This window comes from Rhizobium cauense (assembly GCF_019511525.1).
In the GTDB taxonomy this organism is placed as follows: Bacteria; Pseudomonadota; Alphaproteobacteria; order Rhizobiales; family Rhizobiaceae; genus Rhizobium; species Rhizobium cauense.
Genome location: NZ_JAEUAT010000017.1, coordinates 35,740 through 53,462 on the forward strand (window position 1 = coordinate 35,740; position 17,723 = coordinate 53,462).

Below are 17,723 nucleotides of genomic sequence, written 5' to 3' on the forward strand. Positions count from 1 at the left end.
GCGCACGACATCCAAATCCCGATGAACTCGGGCGTGCGCGGCGCCACCATTGCGGGCCCGCTATTGACCGGCCGATGCCTGCACAAGCCCGCCCAAAATACGACTCGGCAGAAAGATGACGAGAGATGCCGCGCCCTCGATCACTGACGCACCATCAGCGAGCATTGTCTGACCCGGAGGCACTTGATCTTCTCGTAGCACGCTGCGCATCAGGGCATCGTTGTTGACGATCTCCATCAAGGTCGGAGAACTCGCAAAGACATTGTGCCTTCCTCCATCGATATCAGAGACATCGATGACCGCTATCTCTCTTTTCTGGAGGATCGCAACCTCCGAACCGCTGCCAACACGCGGGTGGCCACCTGCCAGTCGCCGGGAAATCCCGAGCGCGCGGTCCCGCTGGGAAACAATGATAGTGAACGGACGCGGGATATCGCCAATGTCGTCAAGCTGGCTGAGGAACACATCAACGTCGATATCTGGCGCGGCAAGAACCACACCCCCCAGGCGCTTCAGGACACCACTGCGACCTCTCAGCGATAGATCGCGCAGGGCTTCGGTCACGACGTAGGCGCCCATTGAGTGGCCAACCAAGATTATTCTCCTCGCATTGGTCTGTGCGGCGATCTCGATCGTCTCGGCAAGTCCTCGGCGGCCAACCATCGCACTATCGCGGTCGAAGACGTAGAGCGGGATCGACGCTGCGGACGGCCAGGCGTAATGAAGCGAGACCGACTTGATGTTATAGTCGTAGGTGATTTGTGCGTTACGGAAGACGCTGTCGGCAAAATTATTGTTATAGCCGTGCACGAAGATGAAGATTTCGCGGTTTTCCGGAGCCCGCTGCGCGAGCGCGGCGTTCAACCGACGGATCATTTCCTGGCGATCAGCAATCGGTTGGTAGGTTCGCGCAGAAAAGTGGCGGCGGGGGTCGGGGACCTGTCCACTTGTCTCAACGCGACCAGGAACATGATTCCTTGGAAGCCCGATGTCCAGCTTTGCAAAATTCAGTGTCTTTGACCGTTCAGCAGAATATGGCAGGGAAAGATTGTCTGATCGCGCCCGTGTAGTTGCGACATAGATTGGTACGGTTGCCAGGGGTTCGGTTGCCGACGACGATGCTGCTGTGGGCAGTCCAAGAACCGCGCGTGGCCCACCACAACCGACAAGCGTCAACAACATGATCACAATGACGGACAAGCGCAATGACGACATGCTGCAGCCTAATTCCCTGGCAAGTTGCTCAACCTGTTGAACAATAAAAATAATCCGCTCACGTCACTCACCCGACCGTACACCCGAGGCGAAGCACCAGAAAGTTCTAAGCCATGAGCGGCCGGGACGGTAGATGAATTCCAGGACTACCCGCTCAAATCAGAATTTCGTGTCGTTCAGGTAACAAACCGAGGCACCCCGGTTCTTGCAAAGCACGGGATCTCATTGGTGAGACTGGGAAAAATCTGGACTTCAGGCATGGTTGCGGGATTCTATGCTGATCACTTCGCTTCTTGAACCGCTCTATAGTTCCTAACCAAGGACTGTGCTGTCTCTTTTTGGAGGCTACGCAAATTGAGCGGGCGGTTAGGAAATGGGCGTTGATCACCGGAACGGATGGCTTAATGGATGACAAGCGCTTCTATTCGCCGTCACGACATGATGGTACAGCACTGAATGCCCGGTCATTCTTTCGGTCATCGGTGAGGTTTGCTGAATACAGTGTGCAATCGCGCGCTTCAGACCACTCTCTATGCGTTTATCCTATTGAATCTAGGTCATTGTTTTGGATTGCGGCGCATGGCGCGAAATCGCGGCGCTGCTAACGTCTTTTGGGGGAACCACCCATGGAGAAGCATTTGGCTCGATCGAAGTCCCCCGCCATGGCTGGCGTGTTTGCGGGCATATTAGGTGCCCTCCTGCTGGCAGGCTGCAGCTCAGAGGAAGAGACTGGTGAGCGGCCGCCGCGGCCGGTTCGAACTGTCGCGGTATCATTCAATCCCGAGGACACTTACGGATCGCTTGTTGGCGAAATCCGCCCGCGGACTGAGACGAGCTTCAGCTTCAGACAAGGCGGCGAGATCCGAGAACGCGACGTCGAGGTTGGCGACCTTGTCGACGTGGGAACCGTCCTCGCTCGTCTCGACGCCGAGGACGCACAGGATGCAATGCGTAAGGCGGAAGCCAATCTCTTTGCGGCTCAAGCCCAGTTCCAGAATGCCGAAACCGAGCGTGCGCGCCAACAACAGCTATACCCGCGTACGTCCACTCGCCAGGCGCTGGACGCAGCGACAGCAGCAGCAAGCATGGCACAGGCCGGCGTGGATGCCGCACAAGCGGGCCTGAGGATTGCCCAGACAAATCTCGACAACCGCGTTTTGAAGGCAAATGCTGCGGGTGTCGTGACCGCAATCGGCGGCGAAGTTGGGCAAGTCGTTGGCGGCGGCCAGATGGTAGCGCGAGTTGCCCAGCTCGGCACGCGCGACGCCGTCTTCCAGGTGCCTGAAGCAACGATCCAGACCACCGGCGGCAACGCACGGGTCGAAGTGCAGCTCTTGAGCAATCCAAACATCAAGGCGACGGGATCTGTTCGGGAAATCTCACCGACAGCCGACCCCATCACTCGTAATTTCACGGTGCGTGTGGGGTTGGATTCAGCGCCGGAGGAGTTTCGTTTTGGTAGCGCCGTACGCGGCACGATCCGGCTCGCGGGCGAGCCAGCAGCGCGGCTGCCAATCTCGGCACTGTTCAGTCAGGGTAACGAAAGCGCGGTGTGGATCGTCGATGCGGCTAGCAAGACAACCAAGCTCGTGCCTGTCGAGATCCATCGTTTTGACACGAAGGATTTCCTTGTGACGAAAGGCCTTTCAAGTGGAGACAACGTTGTCGTCGCGGGGGTCCAACAGCTTCGCCCCGGCATGCCTGTTCGCTTGCTGGAAGGAAGCGCAGAATGAACGATGGCTTCAACCTGTCCGGCTGGGCGATCCAGCGCCAGAGCCTTATCATATTCCTCGTGGTCTTAAGCGCCATTGCAGGCATTCTTGCCTACATCAACCTCGGGCGGGACGAAGATCCGGAGTTCACCTTCAAGACCATGATCGTGTCTGCCGGGTGGCCAGGAGGAACAATCGAGCAAACGACGGATCAGATCACCGACCGACTTGAGCGAACGCTTGAGGAAGTACCACATCTCGATAGCCTTCGTAGCCTGACCACAGCGGGGCAATCCATCGTTTATGTCACGCTCGACGATTCGACGCCGCCCGATCAAGTAGGCGAATCTTGGTATCAGGCCCGCAAGAAGGTCGGAGACATGGTGTCGACACTGCCGGCCGGTGTGCGCGGACCATTCTTCAACGATGATTTCGGTGACACTTTCGGCATTATTTACGGCTTCACATCGGACGGCTTCAGCGATCGCGAGGTACGGGATTGGGCTTACGAGGCTCGCACCCGCCTGCTGAAGGTCGACAACATCGGCAAGGTTCAGCTGATTGGCACTCAGGACGAAACGATCTATATCGAATTCTCAACCGAGCGCCTCGCAAGCCTCGGCCTGAGTGCCGCGACAGTCATCGGCACGATCCAGGCGCAGAACGCGGTATTGCCAGCTGGTTTGATTACATCGGCGCAGGATCGGACCATCCTGCAGGTTTCCGGTAGTCTCTCCGACGAGACGACACTTCGACAACTCAACATTCCATCCGCGTCCGGCTTCGTGCGCCTAGGCGATATTGCCAGCATCGTGAGAGGAACGGTGGATCCGCCGCAGCCCCGCTTTCGGATCAAGGGAAAGCCGGCGATCGGTATCGCTATCTCGATGGCCTCGGGCGGCGATATCCTGCAACTTGGCCAGAACATCGAGGCGACGATGCGAGGGCTCGAGGATGACCTGCCGATCGGCATCAATCTGACACACGTCGCGAGCCAGCCAGCGGTGGTCAAGACCGCAATCCGCGGCTTTACGACGTCGCTTGCACAGGCGGTCGTGATTGTTCTGGGTGTGAGCTTCATTGCGCTTGGCGTGCGAGCCGGCATTGCAGTTGCCGTCTCCATCCCTCTCGTTCTTGCACTGACGTTTCTGTTCATGGACATAACGGGCATCGCGTTGCAACGTGTCTCGCTAGGTGCACTGATCATCGCGTTGACGCTCATGATCGATGACACGATGGTGACCGTCGAGACGATGATGGCCAAGCTTGAGCAGGGCTATGAGCGTATTCAGGCGGCGTCCCACGCCTATACGTCTACCGCGTTTCCGATGCTTGCCGGCACGCTGGTGACAATCGCCGGCTTCATTCCGGTCGGTTTTGCAAGCAGCTCGTCGGGAGAATACGCGCGCTCTCTTTTCCTCGTGATCGGCTTTGCACTGATAGTGTCCTGGCTTGTAGCCGTGCTGTTGACCCCGATTGTTGGCCTTGCAGTCCTGAAATCGGGTACTGCGTCTGGTCCGAAGCCGGATGGAGCAGTGCTACGCGGGTTCAAAAATTTTCTTTACGCCTGCATGAAGATGCGGCTCTTGGTCGTCCTCGCCACGGCTGGCCTGTTTGTTCTAGCGCTCATCGGATCGCAGGCCATGAAGCGACAGTTCTTTCCGCCATCCGACAGACCCGAACTTATCTTGCAATTGACCCTACCGCAGAGTGCCTCGCAGGAAGCGACTGCAGTTGAGGTCTCGAAAGCGGAGGAGGTTCTGGCAGCGGACGAGGATGTCGCTGACTGGAGTTTCTATGTTGGCTCCGATCCAGTTCGCTTCTATCTTTCTATGGACCTTCAGGCACCAGCGCCCTCGCGCGCCCAAGCCGTGGTTATCGCTAAAAGCGTTGGCGCGCGTGAGGCGCTACAGGCGCGTTTACAAAAGGCACTGGACGAGAAACTGCCTGATATCATTGTCCGGGTCTCGCCGCTCGAAATGGGTCCTCCGGTCGGCTGGCCAGTCCAGTATCGTGTTAGCGGCCCGGATATCCCAGGTGTTCGCAATGTCGCGTGGCAGGTCGCTGATGCGATCAGCAAAATTCCGGGTGTAGTTCAACCAAACCTCGACTGGAACGAACCAGTCCGGAAAATCGTCATCAACGTCGATCAGGATCGCGCTCGACTGGTCGGACTCAACTCTTCAGTTATCGCCCAGACATTGTTTGCAACAGCCTCCGGTATCCCGATCACTCAAGTCCGGGACTCAATCTATCTCGTCAACGTCGTCGCAAGGGCAGCAGCGGATGAGCGTGTGGACATCAGTACGATCCGTGCGCTGCAGATCCCCGTTGGCCCCAACAATACGGTGCCTCTCTCGAGTATTGCCAGCATCGATTACCAGACGACTCAACCCGTTATCTGGCGCCGCGATGGTTCGACAACGATTACCGTGCAAGCAGATACCGCCGAAGGTGTCCTGGCAGCTGGCGTTGTTGAAGCCGCGGCCACCAAGATCGACGAGTTACGCAAGGCGAACCCAAACTATCCGATCGTGGTTGGGGGTTCGGTTGAAGGTGCCGAAGAAGGGCTTGCCTCTGTCGTCGAGATGCTTCCAGTCATGGCAGTGATTATCCTGATCGTGCTCATGTTCCAGCTCCAGAGCGTACAGCGGCTCTTGCTCGTGATCAGTGTCGTACCGCTTGGGCTGATCGGCGTGGTCCTCATCATGCTGATAACCAACACACCGGTCGGCTTCATCGCCGTGTTGGGAATGATTGCGCTGATCGGCATGATTACGAGAAATTCCGTCGTGCTAATCGATCAGATCGACCTTGCCATCGAGGAGAAAGGCCGAACTTGGCAGAGTGTCATCGATACAACTGCACAGCGCCTGAGACCGGTGTTTTTGACAGCTGGCTCCACCGTTCTCGGAATGCTCCCGATTATCCGCGATCCATTCTGGTCGCCCCTCGCATTTACCGTGATCGGCGGCTTGGTGGTTGCCGCAGCACTGACCCTCATCTTCCTACCGGTCCTTTACGTCCTTTGGTTTCGAATTCCGGCTGATGCGAAGCCTGACAAAGTGCCAGCTACGGTGACGGAGCCTGCCGCAGTGTCGGGGTGAGAATTCAGGTCCCCAGGATTGATACGAGGATTCGATTTGGCCCTACATCCCAAGAAGGAGAACTGACATGTCTACGTTGATTGCCATTGTCTACCCGACAGAAGCAAAGGCAGAGGAGGTACGCCAGCGCCTGTTCGAAATGCAAAAGGAGTACCTGATCAAGGTGGGCGATGCCGTCATCGCGACCAAGAACGACGGCGGCAAGATCAAACTCAATCAGTTGGTCAATACCACGGCTGCCGGTGCTGCATCAGGCAGCTTCTGGGGATTGCTTATCGGCGTTCTCTTTCTCAATCCGCTCTTAGGTGTGGCTGTTGGCGCGGCATCCGGCGCGGTTGGCGGTGCCCTCACGGACGTCGGTATTAATGATGCCTTTATGAAGGATCTCGCGGCCAACCTTGATCCGGGCAAGGCTGCGTTGTTCGTCCTGATCGAGGAAATGACAGCAGATAAGGTCCTGAAAGAGATCTCAGGCTATGGCGGTGTCGTTCTCAAGACCTCTCTCGATGAGACAAAGGAACAGGTTTTGCGCGACGCATTGCAAAAAGCAGTCACAGCCAGCTAATTTGTCACAGGGCCGTCCCCACGCAGAGGTGTGGGCCGGCCAACTAAGTTGATCGCCGTCGTCTCGTGTAATGCATTTTCGGGGCAGCACCTTAAGATAGAACATCGTTCCAGGGGCAAGCATGCAGGTAGCAGGTGGCAGTCGCATGATCGGTTCGGTGGCAACCGGTATCCTTGTCCTAGCTTTGCTTTATGTCGCGCAGTCGATCTTCGCACCACTTATCTTCTCGTTATTTGTCATTGCCCTCGTCTGGCCATGCCAGGCCGCGTTGCAGCGCTGGCTTCCAAAGCTTCTCGCACTTCTGATCACGCTGACTGTGACGATGGTCGCTATCATTACCATCGGCTCGTCGGTGGCCTGGGGGTTTGGCAAGCTCGCGCAATGGCTCTTCGTCAACGCCGATCGTTTCCAGGCCATTTATATTGACTGGACGAACTGGCTGGAAGGCCACGGGCTAGCCGTCGCTGGCCCGTTGGCAGATCGCTTCGATGTTGCATGGCTGGTGCGGTTTGTTCAGGGGATGGCTGGGCGGCTAAACAGCTTTGCGGGTTTTGCGGTCCTGGTTTTCATCTTCATCATGCTCGGCCTCCTCGAAGTCGAAGACTTCAATGCGCGCCTGGTCGCCCCCTCGGCCCAGCCCTATGGAGAGCGCATCCTAACGGCCAATCGAGTGATCGGCGCAAAGCTGCGCCGCTTCATGATCGTTCGCACATTCGCGAGCATTCTTACCGGATTGGTGGTTTGGCTTTTTGCACTGGTTGCCGGCCTCGAGCTTGCCACTGCTTGGGGGGCAATCGCGTTCGCGCTGAACTACATCCCTTTCCTGGGCCCGTTTGTGGCTACCGCACTTCCAACGCTATTTGCCATAGCCCAATTCGACACTTGGCACACGGCTTTGACCATTTTTGCCTGCCTGAACATTATCCAGTTCATTATCGGCAGCTATCTTGAGCCACGGCTGACAGGGGCGTCGTTGGCAATATCCCCATTCGCCGTCATTTTTGCAGTGTTTTTCTGGAGCTTCATGTGGGGGATCTCGGGCGCGTTCATCGGCGTGCCCATTCTCATTGCATTCATCGTGTATTGCGCGGGGACACCCTCCGGAGTGTGGATTGCGACGCTGCTATCGGGCAATTCGCCTCCTGATACGGAGGGTCGATCGTGAAACAGGCACGAGGACAACGGTCAACACGATAGGTCAGTATGGTAACCCAAAAAACCACCGTGTGGCGACGGCGCCGAACGGGCGCGCATCTGACGGTTGAGAAGAGAGTTCGAAAAGGCTAAATTACCCGAAGGGAGGAAAACTAACTGCCACAGGCAGCTCTTTATAGAGACCGGCACGATGCGGGAAACGGGTGACCGCGCGATCAGACCGGTATGCTCAGAAGCCAGCAGAAATCAGTTCGCATGCATCATTCACACATCACCCGGCCCCGCCAGTGGGCCCTGAGGGAAAGCACGAATGAATTGCACATCCACTTCTGCCTACACCAGCAACTTCTCATTAGAGGCCTATCGGGCGCACACTAAACCTCTCGAAAGGATCATCTCCATTTCGAGTGTTAGCCTCCCGAAGAAGTCCGCTACTCAAGCCGTCAATGGCGACGCGGAACGCATTTTCACCGTGTCGGAAATCCTAGATGACAATCGCGGCGGCAGTATGTCCGCCGGCTGGGCCGCCCATCGCGGCATTGCCTCGCCTGCGACCAACCGGAGGGGAGCAAGATGATGACGGAAGGCAGCACAAGCCATGCGAGGATATCGGAGACTGAGGTGGAGCATGACGCCTTTGCGAACCTGAACTATGATATCCCGGACGGGATGTCAGAAAGTCGGAGTGAGCGGCCCTTACCTTCCTTCGAATTTTCGACCGACGGGCTTTCCCGTACTGACCAGTTTGCGGCGTGGCACAATAGCTTCGCACCAATGCTCGAGCTATCTGATCTCAATCCAAATACAGCGAGTTTCAACGGGCGGCAGAAGCTTTGGGACCTCGGTAGTCTTCTGCTTGCCCAGATCAGTACCGACCGCCTCGCATTCTCTAGCCTGCCCGGGCATGTGCGCCGTGACCCTGTTGATCACTGGACTATGACAGTCCTCTTGTCTGGTCAGATCCAAACTGATGCGGCCCGAACGACCTTTACCGGGGGGCCAGGTGAGGTCCAGATCCACTCTCTCGGCCGCTCTTTCGATGGTATCACCGAAAGGAGTGAGATGCTGATGCTGTTTGTCCCTCGTGATCTTTCGCTCGAGACATCGGCCACACTTGGCGCCGCTGAATTCTCGACGCTCGGCACAGGCATGGGGCAACTCTTTTCGGACTATCTTATTGACGTCTCCAAGCGCTTGCCGATGCTTGCCCAAGCTGACCTGCCAGGACTGGCAACCGCCACACGCGCGATGATCCTCGCATGTGTGTCGCCTTCGGCCGACCATATCGAGGCTGCCGAAGGACCAATCGCAAACGTCCTTCTCGAGAGAGCACGCCAACTGGTGCAGAGCCGGCTGCTTGATCCCAAGCTTGGGAGTGAGATGGTGCGGCGAGAGCTCGGTATTTCGCGAACACGGCTTTACCACTTGTTCGAGCCCTTCGGAGGGGTGATGCACTATATCCAGCACCGTCGCCTGCTCAGCGCCTATGCCGCGTTAACCGATCCCAACGATCGACGTCTCATTTTCCAGATTGCCGAAGAGCGTGGCTTTAGCGACGGCGCAGAGTTCGGCCGTGCGTTCAAGCGGGCATTTGGCTATAGCCCGAGCGAGGTAAGGAACCGAGGAGGCGGAGGTATCCCAATTCGCCAAGACCTCGAGGATTGCCCATCGGAGGAGAGGCTGGGAGTACTTCTTCGAAGGCTGCAGGGATAGATAGGAACGGCTGACCTGAGGTGTCTCAAAGGCTTTCTTGCACCTTAGCCTTTAGTCTCGGGGCTTATCCGCTCGGACGCCGTCGCAGGCATCCGCTCTGGTGGCGTCGAAACCTCCACTACCCTCGGCCTGGTTGCCTCCTTTTTCGGGAGGGACGGCGAAAGGGCCGCATAGTCGGGTTGCTGCGGCCCGTTTAGAACTCTGTCCCCGAGTATTCTCGACAACGACGAGAACGCGATCGTTGCCGGCCTGGTGTCCCAGCAGGCCGGCTAGCCACATTTGGTGGCCGATGGGAACGTACAACGAGGTTTACGTTGGGCGGAGGAGCGATTTTCCGGCGGCGTTAAAAACAATTGCTTTGGCTGGGTCCGCACTGAAGGCAAAACTTTCGCCGCGTATGAGCGGCTGGTCTCCGTCCAGGACAACCAGCCAATTGGCACCGGATGGCAATTCCATGCTTACAATAGTCTCGTTGCCAAGCCGCTCAACCAACCCAACGCGACCAACGATGGACCCCGAAGATGCCGGTGCGAGATCATGCGGTCGCACGCCAAGTGTTAATTCCTCTCCGGGCGTGACTGCACTGCTGTCGGCCTCGATCGTCAGATTGACCACATCCTGGCCACTGACTGTGACATGGTTAGCGTCGACCTTGTCTACGCGCACAGGGACAAAATTCATCTTCGGCGAGCCAATGAACCCCGCAACGAAAAGATTGGCCGGGCGTTGGTATAGTTCGATAGGCGACCCGACCTGCTGAACGACCCCTCCATCAAGCACGACGATCTTGTCGGCCAGCGTCATGGCCTCGACCTGATCATGCGTGACATAAATCATGGTCGCGCCGAGCTCTTTGTGAAGCTTTGATATCTCCATCCGCATATCGACACGAAGCGCCGCATCCAGATTCGAAAGTGGCTCATCGAAAAGGAACACTTCCGGTTGGCGCACGATCGCGCGGCCAATCGCAACCCGTTGGCGCTGCCCGCCGGAAAGCTGACCCGGCTTTCTTTCCAGCAGGTGTTCCATTTTCAAAATTCGTGCTGCGTCGCGGATCTTACGATCGCGCTCGTCCTTGGGCGTCTTGGCTAGCTTGAGGCCAAAGCCGACATTGTCGTAGACGCTCATGTGCGGATAAAGGGCATAGGACTGGAACACCATTGCGATACCACGGTCGCGTGGCTCGACGGCATTGCAAAGCTTGTCGCCGATGCGTAGCTCCCCGGCGCTGATATCCTCCAGCCCTGCGATCATGCGTAACAGCGTTGATTTTCCGCAACCGGACGGTCCAACAAAAACGACGAACTCGCCGTGCTCGATCGAGAGATCCACGCCCTTGATCACAGGCAGCTCGCCATAGCGCTTGTGGATGGATTTTAGAGAAAGACCGGCCATGGGTTTATCCTTTAACAGCGCCGGCGGTCATGCCTGCCACGATCTGTCGGTTGAAGAAGAGGAAGACAATCAGCGGCGGAATCGTGATTAGCGCGATGTTGGTGAAGAGGAGATTGTAAGCCGTGTTGAACTGGCTCTGGAAATTGTAGAGCGTGAGCTGAACCGTCGCGTTGGCATTGCCCGGGAGATAGTAGAGCGGGTTGGTAAAGTCGTTGAATATGCCGACTGACTGTACAACGATGTTGGTGACCGTTACTGGCCAGAGCAACGGCAGGATAACGCGGAAAAACACATCGAGCGGTCGAGCTCCATCGATAATTGCCGCTTCATCGAGCTCGCGCGGTATCGTCGCGATAAAGGCGCGGTAAAGGATGATGGTGAACGGCAGATTGTAGGCGACCTCCACGAGAACCATCCCGTACAAGGTACCGAACAGCTTCAGTCCCTGAAGCAGCCAAATCGTTGGCACTACGGCCGGTGGAATCATCAGACCAGCAAGTATCAGGAACTCCACCAACGGGTTCCACCGCGTTTTACGCCGAGCGAGCACGAACCCGACCATGGCGCCGAAGACAACCAGGAGCGTTACGCTGGCGATGGTCAGGACGGTCGAGTTGACGAACGCCGTCACCAGCATCCAGTTTCGCGTCGTGATGACTGTTACGAGGTTGTCCCAAAGGTGGAAGCCAGTGGGCCATGAAAAATCGAGAAGGCTCGCCTGCCGCTTGTCCTTGAACGCCATCAACACAATGAAGGCGAACGGAATCACGAAGACGACGAAAGATATGAAAAGGGCGGCGATGCCGCCGATGACGGAAGCACGCGATTTCACTGATGGCCCTCCCGGCGATTGAGGAAGATCGTGATGGGGACGACCAGGATGGCAATGAGAATAAAGAGCACCACGTTGCCAGCCGTTGACAGGCCGAAAAATCCGGACTGGTACTGCTTGTAAATGACGGAAGCGATGGTGTCGGACGCAAAGCCCGGCCCTCCCTTTGTCATCGCCCAAATCAGATCGAAGGTACGAAGGCCACCTATGAAGGAGAGCGTGATAACAGTTGCAGTCGCGGGCCGGCTCAGTGGCAGGGTGATGTAGATAAAATTCTGCAGCTTGGTGCCGCCATCAATGCGCGCAGCCTCATAATAGTCTTTTGGTATGGCCACGATGCCAGCGATATAGATCACCGTTGCCAGGCCGACGCCTTTCCAGACATCTACCAGCGCCACGGAAATGAGCGCCAGGCGAGGATCTGTGAGCCAGCCCGGTCCTTTTATTCCAAGCACTGCCAGACCTTCATTGATCGCCCCTTGGGTCGGGTGCATCAACACGGTGAAGGTTATGCCTACCCCAATGGTTGATACGAGTACCGGGAAGAACACCAGCGACCGCAACAATCCCCGTGCCATGATCTGGCTTGTCAGCATTAGCGCCAACAGCATGCCGATGACCACCTTGAGCCACGAGGTGATCACCGCATAGATGATGGTATTGACCAGCCCCTGGATGAGGAAGGGCTCGTGAAAGAACTGGATAAAGTTCTCCAACCCAATAAAGCTCGAGTCGAAAAGGCTCCAGCGCGTCAGGCTGAAATAGAAGGACGCTAACGTCGGCAGAAGAAACAGCACGCCGTAGATGATCGCCGCCGGGAGGTAAAACCATCCAGGATAGGAGGAGCGGCGACTGGTCGGAGTTGAGATAGCAGAGGCGACCATGAGGGCTCCAGAAACAACAGTGATGGCCACGGACAACAGAGTTTGCCCGTCGCCATCGGATTAACGAGCGCTTACCGGCCCGGGAGACCGAGTTGCAGCGCCTGCTTACGGACGTCCTCGTCATAAAGGGCGGCCGCATCGGCAGGCTGACGGATGCCGGAGCCTACTTCAACGGTCAGCTGTTCAAGAATTGGCCCCTTGATCGGAGAAAGGAATTCCAAAGCCGGCGCATTGTTGCCGTTTTCGAAATAGGGCAGCAAATCGGATACCGATTGTACGACGTTGTCTGGCAGTACACATCCCTTGATGAGATAGGGACCATTGACTGCAACGGCCTTGCTCTGCACTTCACACCCTTCGGGACTAGCAACGAAGGCGAGGAACTCCTTGGCCATGTCGATGTTCGAGGACGTCTTGGGAATGTAGAAGCCAGCAGGCATCCAAACAGTGAGGCCAGTGTCCTCGGCCTTGGCCGCAGGCAAGGCAAAGAAGCCGATATCATTGATTTGGTCGGGATACCCGTCGGATAGGGCCGGGATCGCAAAGGTGATCATCGGATAGTGAGCCCCCTTCCCCTCGGCGAGCATGCGAAGACCATCCTCATAGCGCGCCGCGCCAAAATCCTCGTTCAGAAAACCGCCGTCTGAGATTTCCTTGAGATATTCGAAACCCCGGACCGCAGCCGGCGTCGAGGCAAATTTCGCAGTCCCTGCCGTGTAGTTTTTGGCAAAGTCGGGCACCTGCTTCTGAAGGTTGTAGTAGTCAGCGAGTAGCAGAACCTGGCTTGTCCATGGCTCGCCATAGGTCTGGATCACTGCCGGAATGCCGGCAGCCTTGATCTTTGCATTGTTCGCCATGAACTCCGCCCAGGTCTTGGGGACGGACAGGCCGAGCTGCTCATAAATCTTGCGGTTGTAAAAGATACCGCCGGCTTCCGCCGGACGTGTCGGTACGCCGTAGACCCCTTTCCCAGCAGAGACGACCTGCTTGAAACTATCGGCGACGCCTTCCATGAAGGGTTCGGCACTGAGGTCAACGAGTGTCTTCTCAGGAGCCAGCGCCTGCAACAATGATCCACTATTGTACCAGAAAATGTCGGTCATCTGGCCGGTGGCGAGCCTTGTCTTGACGATGTTGTCGCCTTCGCCTCCGCCGGGCCGTGCCTCGATATCGATCGTCACGTCAGGGTGCTTCGACTGGAATGCGGTAACCAGTGCCTCGGATATGGCGATAGTATGAGATGCATTGTCCACCAGCATCGTCATCGACGTCTGAGCCATTGCGGCTTCAGACATTGATGTCATTGCCAGAAGGCCCGCCACAAGCGCGGCGAAGGGTCTTCTTGTCTTGATTGTCGTCATTCCTTTTCCTCCCTGTTCACCCGCTCCTCGCGGGGCTGCCAATAACGTTGACGCCACTTTACGGAGTGCGCGCGTTGATCTTGAAATCCTCGTTGACCGCTCGAATAGGCGGAGTGAAGCTGAAGGTAACGACATGCTTGCCTGGCGAGAGTTCAGCACTTGCGAACGGTACGCCATCGACCATCACGTCACGGTAGCCTTCAGCGAGCTTCAACACCCCTTGAGCACCCTCTGGTACTTCAACCTCATAACGCGCCCTGTCTTTTTCGACTGACCACGCCGCACTGATTAAGCCACGCGGTGATTGATGACTTGCCTTGACGGGCGAGAGGTCCGGAATGATCGTCGGCTCGAAGATGATCCTGGCAAAGCCCGGCTCGTCTGCATCGGGACGGAAGCCAGCCACCGCTTCGAAAAGCCACTGGCAGACGGCACCATAGGCATAATGGTTGTAGGAATTCATCTGCGGATTGTAGATCGTACCGTCGGCCTGGATTGCGTCCCATCGCTCCCAGATCGTCGTCGCGCCCATCTTCACCTGATAGAGCCAGCCCGGCACATCCTCCTGCAGGAAGACGTCGGCTGCGAGACCAACTTCGCCGATCTTCAGCAGGGCCGGCAGCAACGCAGGGGTGCCAATAAACCCAGTACCGATGCGCCCCTCCGATCGCGCGATGGTCGCCTTGAAATAGCGTTTTGCCGCTTCGAAATGCTTTTCCGGAATGAGGTCGTGCAGAATGGCAAGCGCATACGAGGTCTGATCGTCATAGGCGAGCCGCCCCGTGGCGGTGATGAATTCGCGCTGGAAGGCCGCCTTCACCTCGGCAGCCATCTCGGCGAGCCGTTTTGCTGTCGCCGTCTCTCCGGCGATCGATGCGATACGCGCCACGAGATTGGCGGTGACGTAGAGATAGAGCGTGGCGGCGGCATCGTCGCCAATCGTTGGAAGTGGCTTTGCCGATGGCCCAGACGGCTGCAACCAGTCGCCAAAGGTGAAGCCCCTCGCACCCCACTGCCGCGGCGGCGATACGATCGGGCCACCACTGATTGACCAGACGAAATCCACCCATTTGATCATGGCAGGCAGCGCCTCGCCGAGAATCGCCTTGTCGCCGTAGTGTAGATAAATCTGCCAGGGAATGACGGCGATAGCATCGCCCCAACCGGTCGAACCGTAGAAGCCGGGATAAAATTCTGGCTGCTGGCGCGTCGGATCAGGCACGACATGTGGGACCGCACCGTCGTCGCGCTGGTCGGCCATCATGTCGCGTACGTATTTGACCAGGAAGCCGTGCGCATCGGCGAGATAAAGGGCAGTGCCGGCAAATACCTGTGCGTCGCCAGTCCAGCCCAGACGCTCGTCACGTTGCGGGCAATCAGTCGGCACTTCGATGAAATTGCCGCGCTGGCTCCAGAGCGTGTTTTCCACCAGCCTGTTAACGAGCGCGTTCCCAGAGGTGAAGTTCGCCTTCTGCTCGACGACCGAGCTGATTGGCACCGAATGAATTGCCGATATCTTGGCGTTGCCGCTGACGCTCACGCGCGCATAGCGGAATCCGTGAAAGGTGAAGTGGGGGCGATAGTGCTCGTCACCTCCGCCTGCCAACGTGTAGACGGTGTGAGACTCGGAGGTACGATAATTGACGTTATAGAAGTTGCCGTCCTTGTCGAGCACTTCGGCATGTTCGACGCGCACGTTTTCGCCCGCCTCCCCGTTGACGGTATAGGCCACATATCCACCGACATTCTGGCCGAAATCATGGATCGTACGCCCTTCGGCATCGGTCCAGCTTTTGATTGGAGCAATCGGTGCCAGTTCGCGCACCGGCGTGGTCTCATGCGCGACCAGGATAGACGGATCGAACTCCACAACCTCCGAGCCATCCGTCACTTCCGACTGGATGCGAGCATCGAACTCCTCACCAAAATAGATGCCCGACTTGCGGACCGGCAAGGCGCCACTTTGCCACGACGCATCGCTCGAAAGGAGCAGTTCACCATCCCCGTTGCCGGCCCGCAACTCGGCAATCGCGGCGATCTTGTCGCCCCAGGTGTTGGTCAGTCTGTGCTTGCCCCACATCAGTGGCGAGCGCATCCAGCCATCGGCCAGCCATATGGTAATCACGTTCTCACCCGGCACAAGCAGGGCACCAACCTCGTAAGTTTGATAGGAGAGGCGCTTGTCGTAGGTTGTCCAGCCGGGTGTCAGCAGATCATTTCCAACGCGCTGGCCATTGATGAAGGCTCGGTACAAACCCAATGCGCTGATGCGCAGCACCTCGCTGCCGGCGACCGATTCCAGAACGAAGTTCTTCTGGAGGAACGAGGCCGGTGTCCCCTCGCCTTTGTCAGCAAGTGGCCGCACCATTGCAGCCGACCACCTGTAAGTGGCCGAAGTTTCCTCACGGGCGTGCGCTGACAATTTGCCGGGCATACCGTCCTCCCTCTAATTCTGCCTGCAATGAATCGTGTAGAATGTTCTACGTATATCGTTCTACACTTTTTTCGGTTTGGCAACCCACTTTGTTTCGCTAGGGTGAAAAGAGGCTGGACCAGGTCGTAGCAACATGATTTGGCCAGGTGGCTGGGCGCTATCGAAAGGCAGATTCGTGAGTGAAAAGGCAACGCGTAGCGGCCGAGTTACAATCCGGGACGTGGCGGAGGACGCGGGGGTCTCCGTCGCTGCAGTGTCCAAGGTCCTTCGCGATGCCTATGGCGTCTCAGATGCGCTGCGCACGAATGTGCGCGCTTCAATGAGCAAGCTTGGCTACAGGCCGCTCGCCGCCGCACGCGGGATGCGCGGCCAGACCTACACGATCGGACTCGTGCTTCCCGATATTCGAAACCCGTTTTTCGCAGACATCATGACCGGCGTTAATACGGCCCTGGAGCGCAGCCAATACCGCGCAATGATTGGCATCAGTCATTCCTCCGTCGAGACGGAGATGGCCATGGTGGAATCGATGATCGATCGGCAGATGGATGGTCTTTTGATGATCGGCTCGACTGAGGACAGGGAAAATCTTAACACCATCGCCCAACGCAAGCCATTGGTTGCGATCGGACATCATGACCCTGAGGCAAGTGGATTCGACACGGTCAACAACCACGATCAGCAAGGTGCGATGCTCGTGGTCAAACATCTGGTGGCGAATGGCTATCGCAGGATCGCCATGCTCAGCCTGATCTCCGGGACATCCACCATTCTGGCGCAACGTGAACTCGGCTATCGGCGCGGCATGATGGAAGCGGGGCTCGGCAAGCATATCGGCATCGTCAACTCGTCTCAAACCCTGCGTGAAGTTCAAATCAATGCGCGGCGCATGCTGACAGGCTCGCAGCCCCCAGATGCGATCTTCTGCTGGACGGATCTTATTGCACTCGAGGTAATCAGCGTTGCCAAGGAACTTGGGCTAAGCATACCGGACGACCTCGCGGTCGTGGGCTACGACAACACGATGTTTTGTGACTTCGCGCAGAACAACCTGACGAGTATCGACCAGTCAGGTGAACAGCTAGGGCTGCAGGCCACGAGGCTTCTTATGGAGCGCATCAAGGGTCGCACGACGGCGGAACACTTTGTTGTAACCCCCAGGATCGTAGTCCGGCAAAGTTCGACCCCGACTAGCGGCAGGTCATAAAGAAAGTTTTTTATCAGATATATATCGCTGACTATTAAAGCAATGGTTTAAACCCGGCCTCCACAAGGAGCGCGGGTCGACGGAGCGTCGGCGCCCGAGCGCCGGCCTTTTCCACATGACCCGACTGATGTCCTGCCCATTTC

General features: G+C 57.2%; 12 protein-coding genes. 6 read left to right on the forward strand and 6 right to left on the reverse strand.

Annotated elements, in window-relative coordinates; genetic code table 11:
- Positions 1-60 precede the first annotated feature (60 nt).
- Positions 61-1,215, reverse strand: coding sequence for an alpha/beta hydrolase (locus JNB88_RS25310; RefSeq protein WP_220357857.1), 1,155 nt, complete (start codon positions 1,213-1,215; stop codon positions 61-63).
- A 626-nt stretch (positions 1,216-1,841) separates the two neighbouring features.
- On the opposite strand from JNB88_RS25310, the gene JNB88_RS25315 reads away from it, so the two are divergent.
- The 5 genes from JNB88_RS25315 (at position 1,842) to JNB88_RS25335 (ending at position 9,467) form a co-directional block, all read left to right on the forward strand.
- The gene (locus tag JNB88_RS25315) at positions 1,842-2,948 is read left to right on the forward strand and encodes an efflux RND transporter periplasmic adaptor subunit (RefSeq protein ID WP_220357858.1); all 1,107 of its coding nucleotides are present in this window, start codon (positions 1,842-1,844) and stop codon (positions 2,946-2,948) included.
- Positions 2,945-6,034, forward strand: a complete 3,090-nt coding sequence (locus JNB88_RS25320) for an efflux RND transporter permease subunit (protein ID WP_220357859.1) — start codon at positions 2,945-2,947, stop codon at positions 6,032-6,034. The genes JNB88_RS25315 and JNB88_RS25320 overlap by 4 nt, the downstream gene beginning before the upstream one ends.
- A gap of 67 nt (positions 6,035-6,101) precedes the next feature.
- Complete coding sequence (locus tag JNB88_RS25325; RefSeq protein WP_037130133.1) at positions 6,102-6,599, forward strand: DUF1269 domain-containing protein; 498 nt, start codon at positions 6,102-6,104, stop codon at positions 6,597-6,599.
- Between the two features lie 121 nt (positions 6,600-6,720).
- Positions 6,721-7,764, forward strand: a complete 1,044-nt coding sequence (locus tag JNB88_RS25330) for an AI-2E family transporter (RefSeq protein WP_220357860.1) — start codon at positions 6,721-6,723, stop codon at positions 7,762-7,764.
- 566 nt (positions 7,765-8,330) lie between these two features.
- Entirely contained in the window at positions 8,331-9,467 is a 1,137-nt protein-coding gene (locus tag JNB88_RS25335) for a helix-turn-helix domain-containing protein (RefSeq protein WP_220357939.1), read from the forward strand.
- A 309-nt stretch (positions 9,468-9,776) separates the two neighbouring features.
- Here the strand turns inward: JNB88_RS25335 and JNB88_RS25340 are convergent, their stop codons facing one another.
- From JNB88_RS25340 to JNB88_RS25360, 5 genes are all read right to left on the reverse strand, one after another.
- On the reverse strand, positions 9,777-10,862 hold the full coding sequence (locus JNB88_RS25340) for an ABC transporter ATP-binding protein (RefSeq protein WP_037130126.1): 1,086 nt from the start codon (positions 10,860-10,862) through the stop codon (positions 9,777-9,779).
- Between the two features lie 4 nt (positions 10,863-10,866).
- Entirely contained in the window at positions 10,867-11,694 is an 828-nt protein-coding gene (locus tag JNB88_RS25345) for an ABC transporter permease subunit (RefSeq protein WP_037130124.1), read from the reverse strand.
- The gene (locus tag JNB88_RS25350; RefSeq protein ID WP_220357940.1) at positions 11,691-12,578 is read right to left on the reverse strand and encodes a carbohydrate ABC transporter permease; all 888 of its coding nucleotides are present in this window, start codon (positions 12,576-12,578) and stop codon (positions 11,691-11,693) included. Before JNB88_RS25350 ends, JNB88_RS25345 begins: the two co-directional genes overlap by 4 nt.
- A 71-nt stretch (positions 12,579-12,649) precedes the next feature.
- On the reverse strand, positions 12,650-13,939 hold the full coding sequence (locus JNB88_RS25355; protein ID WP_220357861.1) for an ABC transporter substrate-binding protein: 1,290 nt from the start codon (positions 13,937-13,939) through the stop codon (positions 12,650-12,652).
- Positions 13,940-13,997: 58 nt separating this feature from the next.
- Positions 13,998-16,373: an alpha-L-rhamnosidase gene (locus JNB88_RS25360; RefSeq protein WP_220357862.1), complete on the reverse strand. Its 2,376-nt coding sequence runs from the start codon at positions 16,371-16,373 to the stop codon at positions 13,998-14,000.
- A 175-nt stretch (positions 16,374-16,548) separates the two neighbouring features.
- Here JNB88_RS25360 and JNB88_RS25365 point away from each other — a divergent pair, with 175 nt between their 5' ends.
- The gene (locus JNB88_RS25365; protein ID WP_037130318.1) at positions 16,549-17,580 is read left to right on the forward strand and encodes a substrate-binding domain-containing protein; all 1,032 of its coding nucleotides are present in this window, start codon (positions 16,549-16,551) and stop codon (positions 17,578-17,580) included.
- The last annotated feature ends 143 nt before the right edge of the window (positions 17,581-17,723 follow it).

What these genes read in the sequence shown, in the direction of transcription:
- JNB88_RS25360 (WP_220357862.1), bottom strand. Translation starts at nt 16,373, where the DNA reads ATGCCCGGCAAATTGTCAGCGCACGCCCGTGAGGAAACTTCGGCCACT.
- JNB88_RS25355 (WP_220357861.1), bottom strand. Translation starts at nt 13,939, where the DNA reads ATGACGACAATCAAGACAAGAAGACCCTTCGCCGCGCTTGTGGCGGGC.
- JNB88_RS25340 (WP_037130126.1), bottom strand. Translation starts at nt 10,862, where the DNA reads ATGGCCGGTCTTTCTCTAAAATCCATCCACAAGCGCTATGGCGAGCTG.
- JNB88_RS25320 (WP_220357859.1), top strand. Translation starts at nt 2,945, where the DNA reads ATGAACGATGGCTTCAACCTGTCCGGCTGGGCGATCCAGCGCCAGAGC.
- JNB88_RS25310 (WP_220357857.1), bottom strand. Translation starts at nt 1,215, where the DNA reads ATGTCGTCATTGCGCTTGTCCGTCATTGTGATCATGTTGTTGACGCTT.
- JNB88_RS25325 (WP_037130133.1), top strand. Translation starts at nt 6,102, where the DNA reads ATGTCTACGTTGATTGCCATTGTCTACCCGACAGAAGCAAAGGCAGAG.
- JNB88_RS25330 (WP_220357860.1), top strand. Translation starts at nt 6,721, where the DNA reads ATGCAGGTAGCAGGTGGCAGTCGCATGATCGGTTCGGTGGCAACCGGT.
- JNB88_RS25335 (WP_220357939.1), top strand. Translation starts at nt 8,331, where the DNA reads ATGACGGAAGGCAGCACAAGCCATGCGAGGATATCGGAGACTGAGGTG.
- JNB88_RS25315 (WP_220357858.1), top strand. Translation starts at nt 1,842, where the DNA reads ATGGAGAAGCATTTGGCTCGATCGAAGTCCCCCGCCATGGCTGGCGTG.
- JNB88_RS25350 (WP_220357940.1), bottom strand. Translation starts at nt 12,578, where the DNA reads ATGGTCGCCTCTGCTATCTCAACTCCGACCAGTCGCCGCTCCTCCTAT.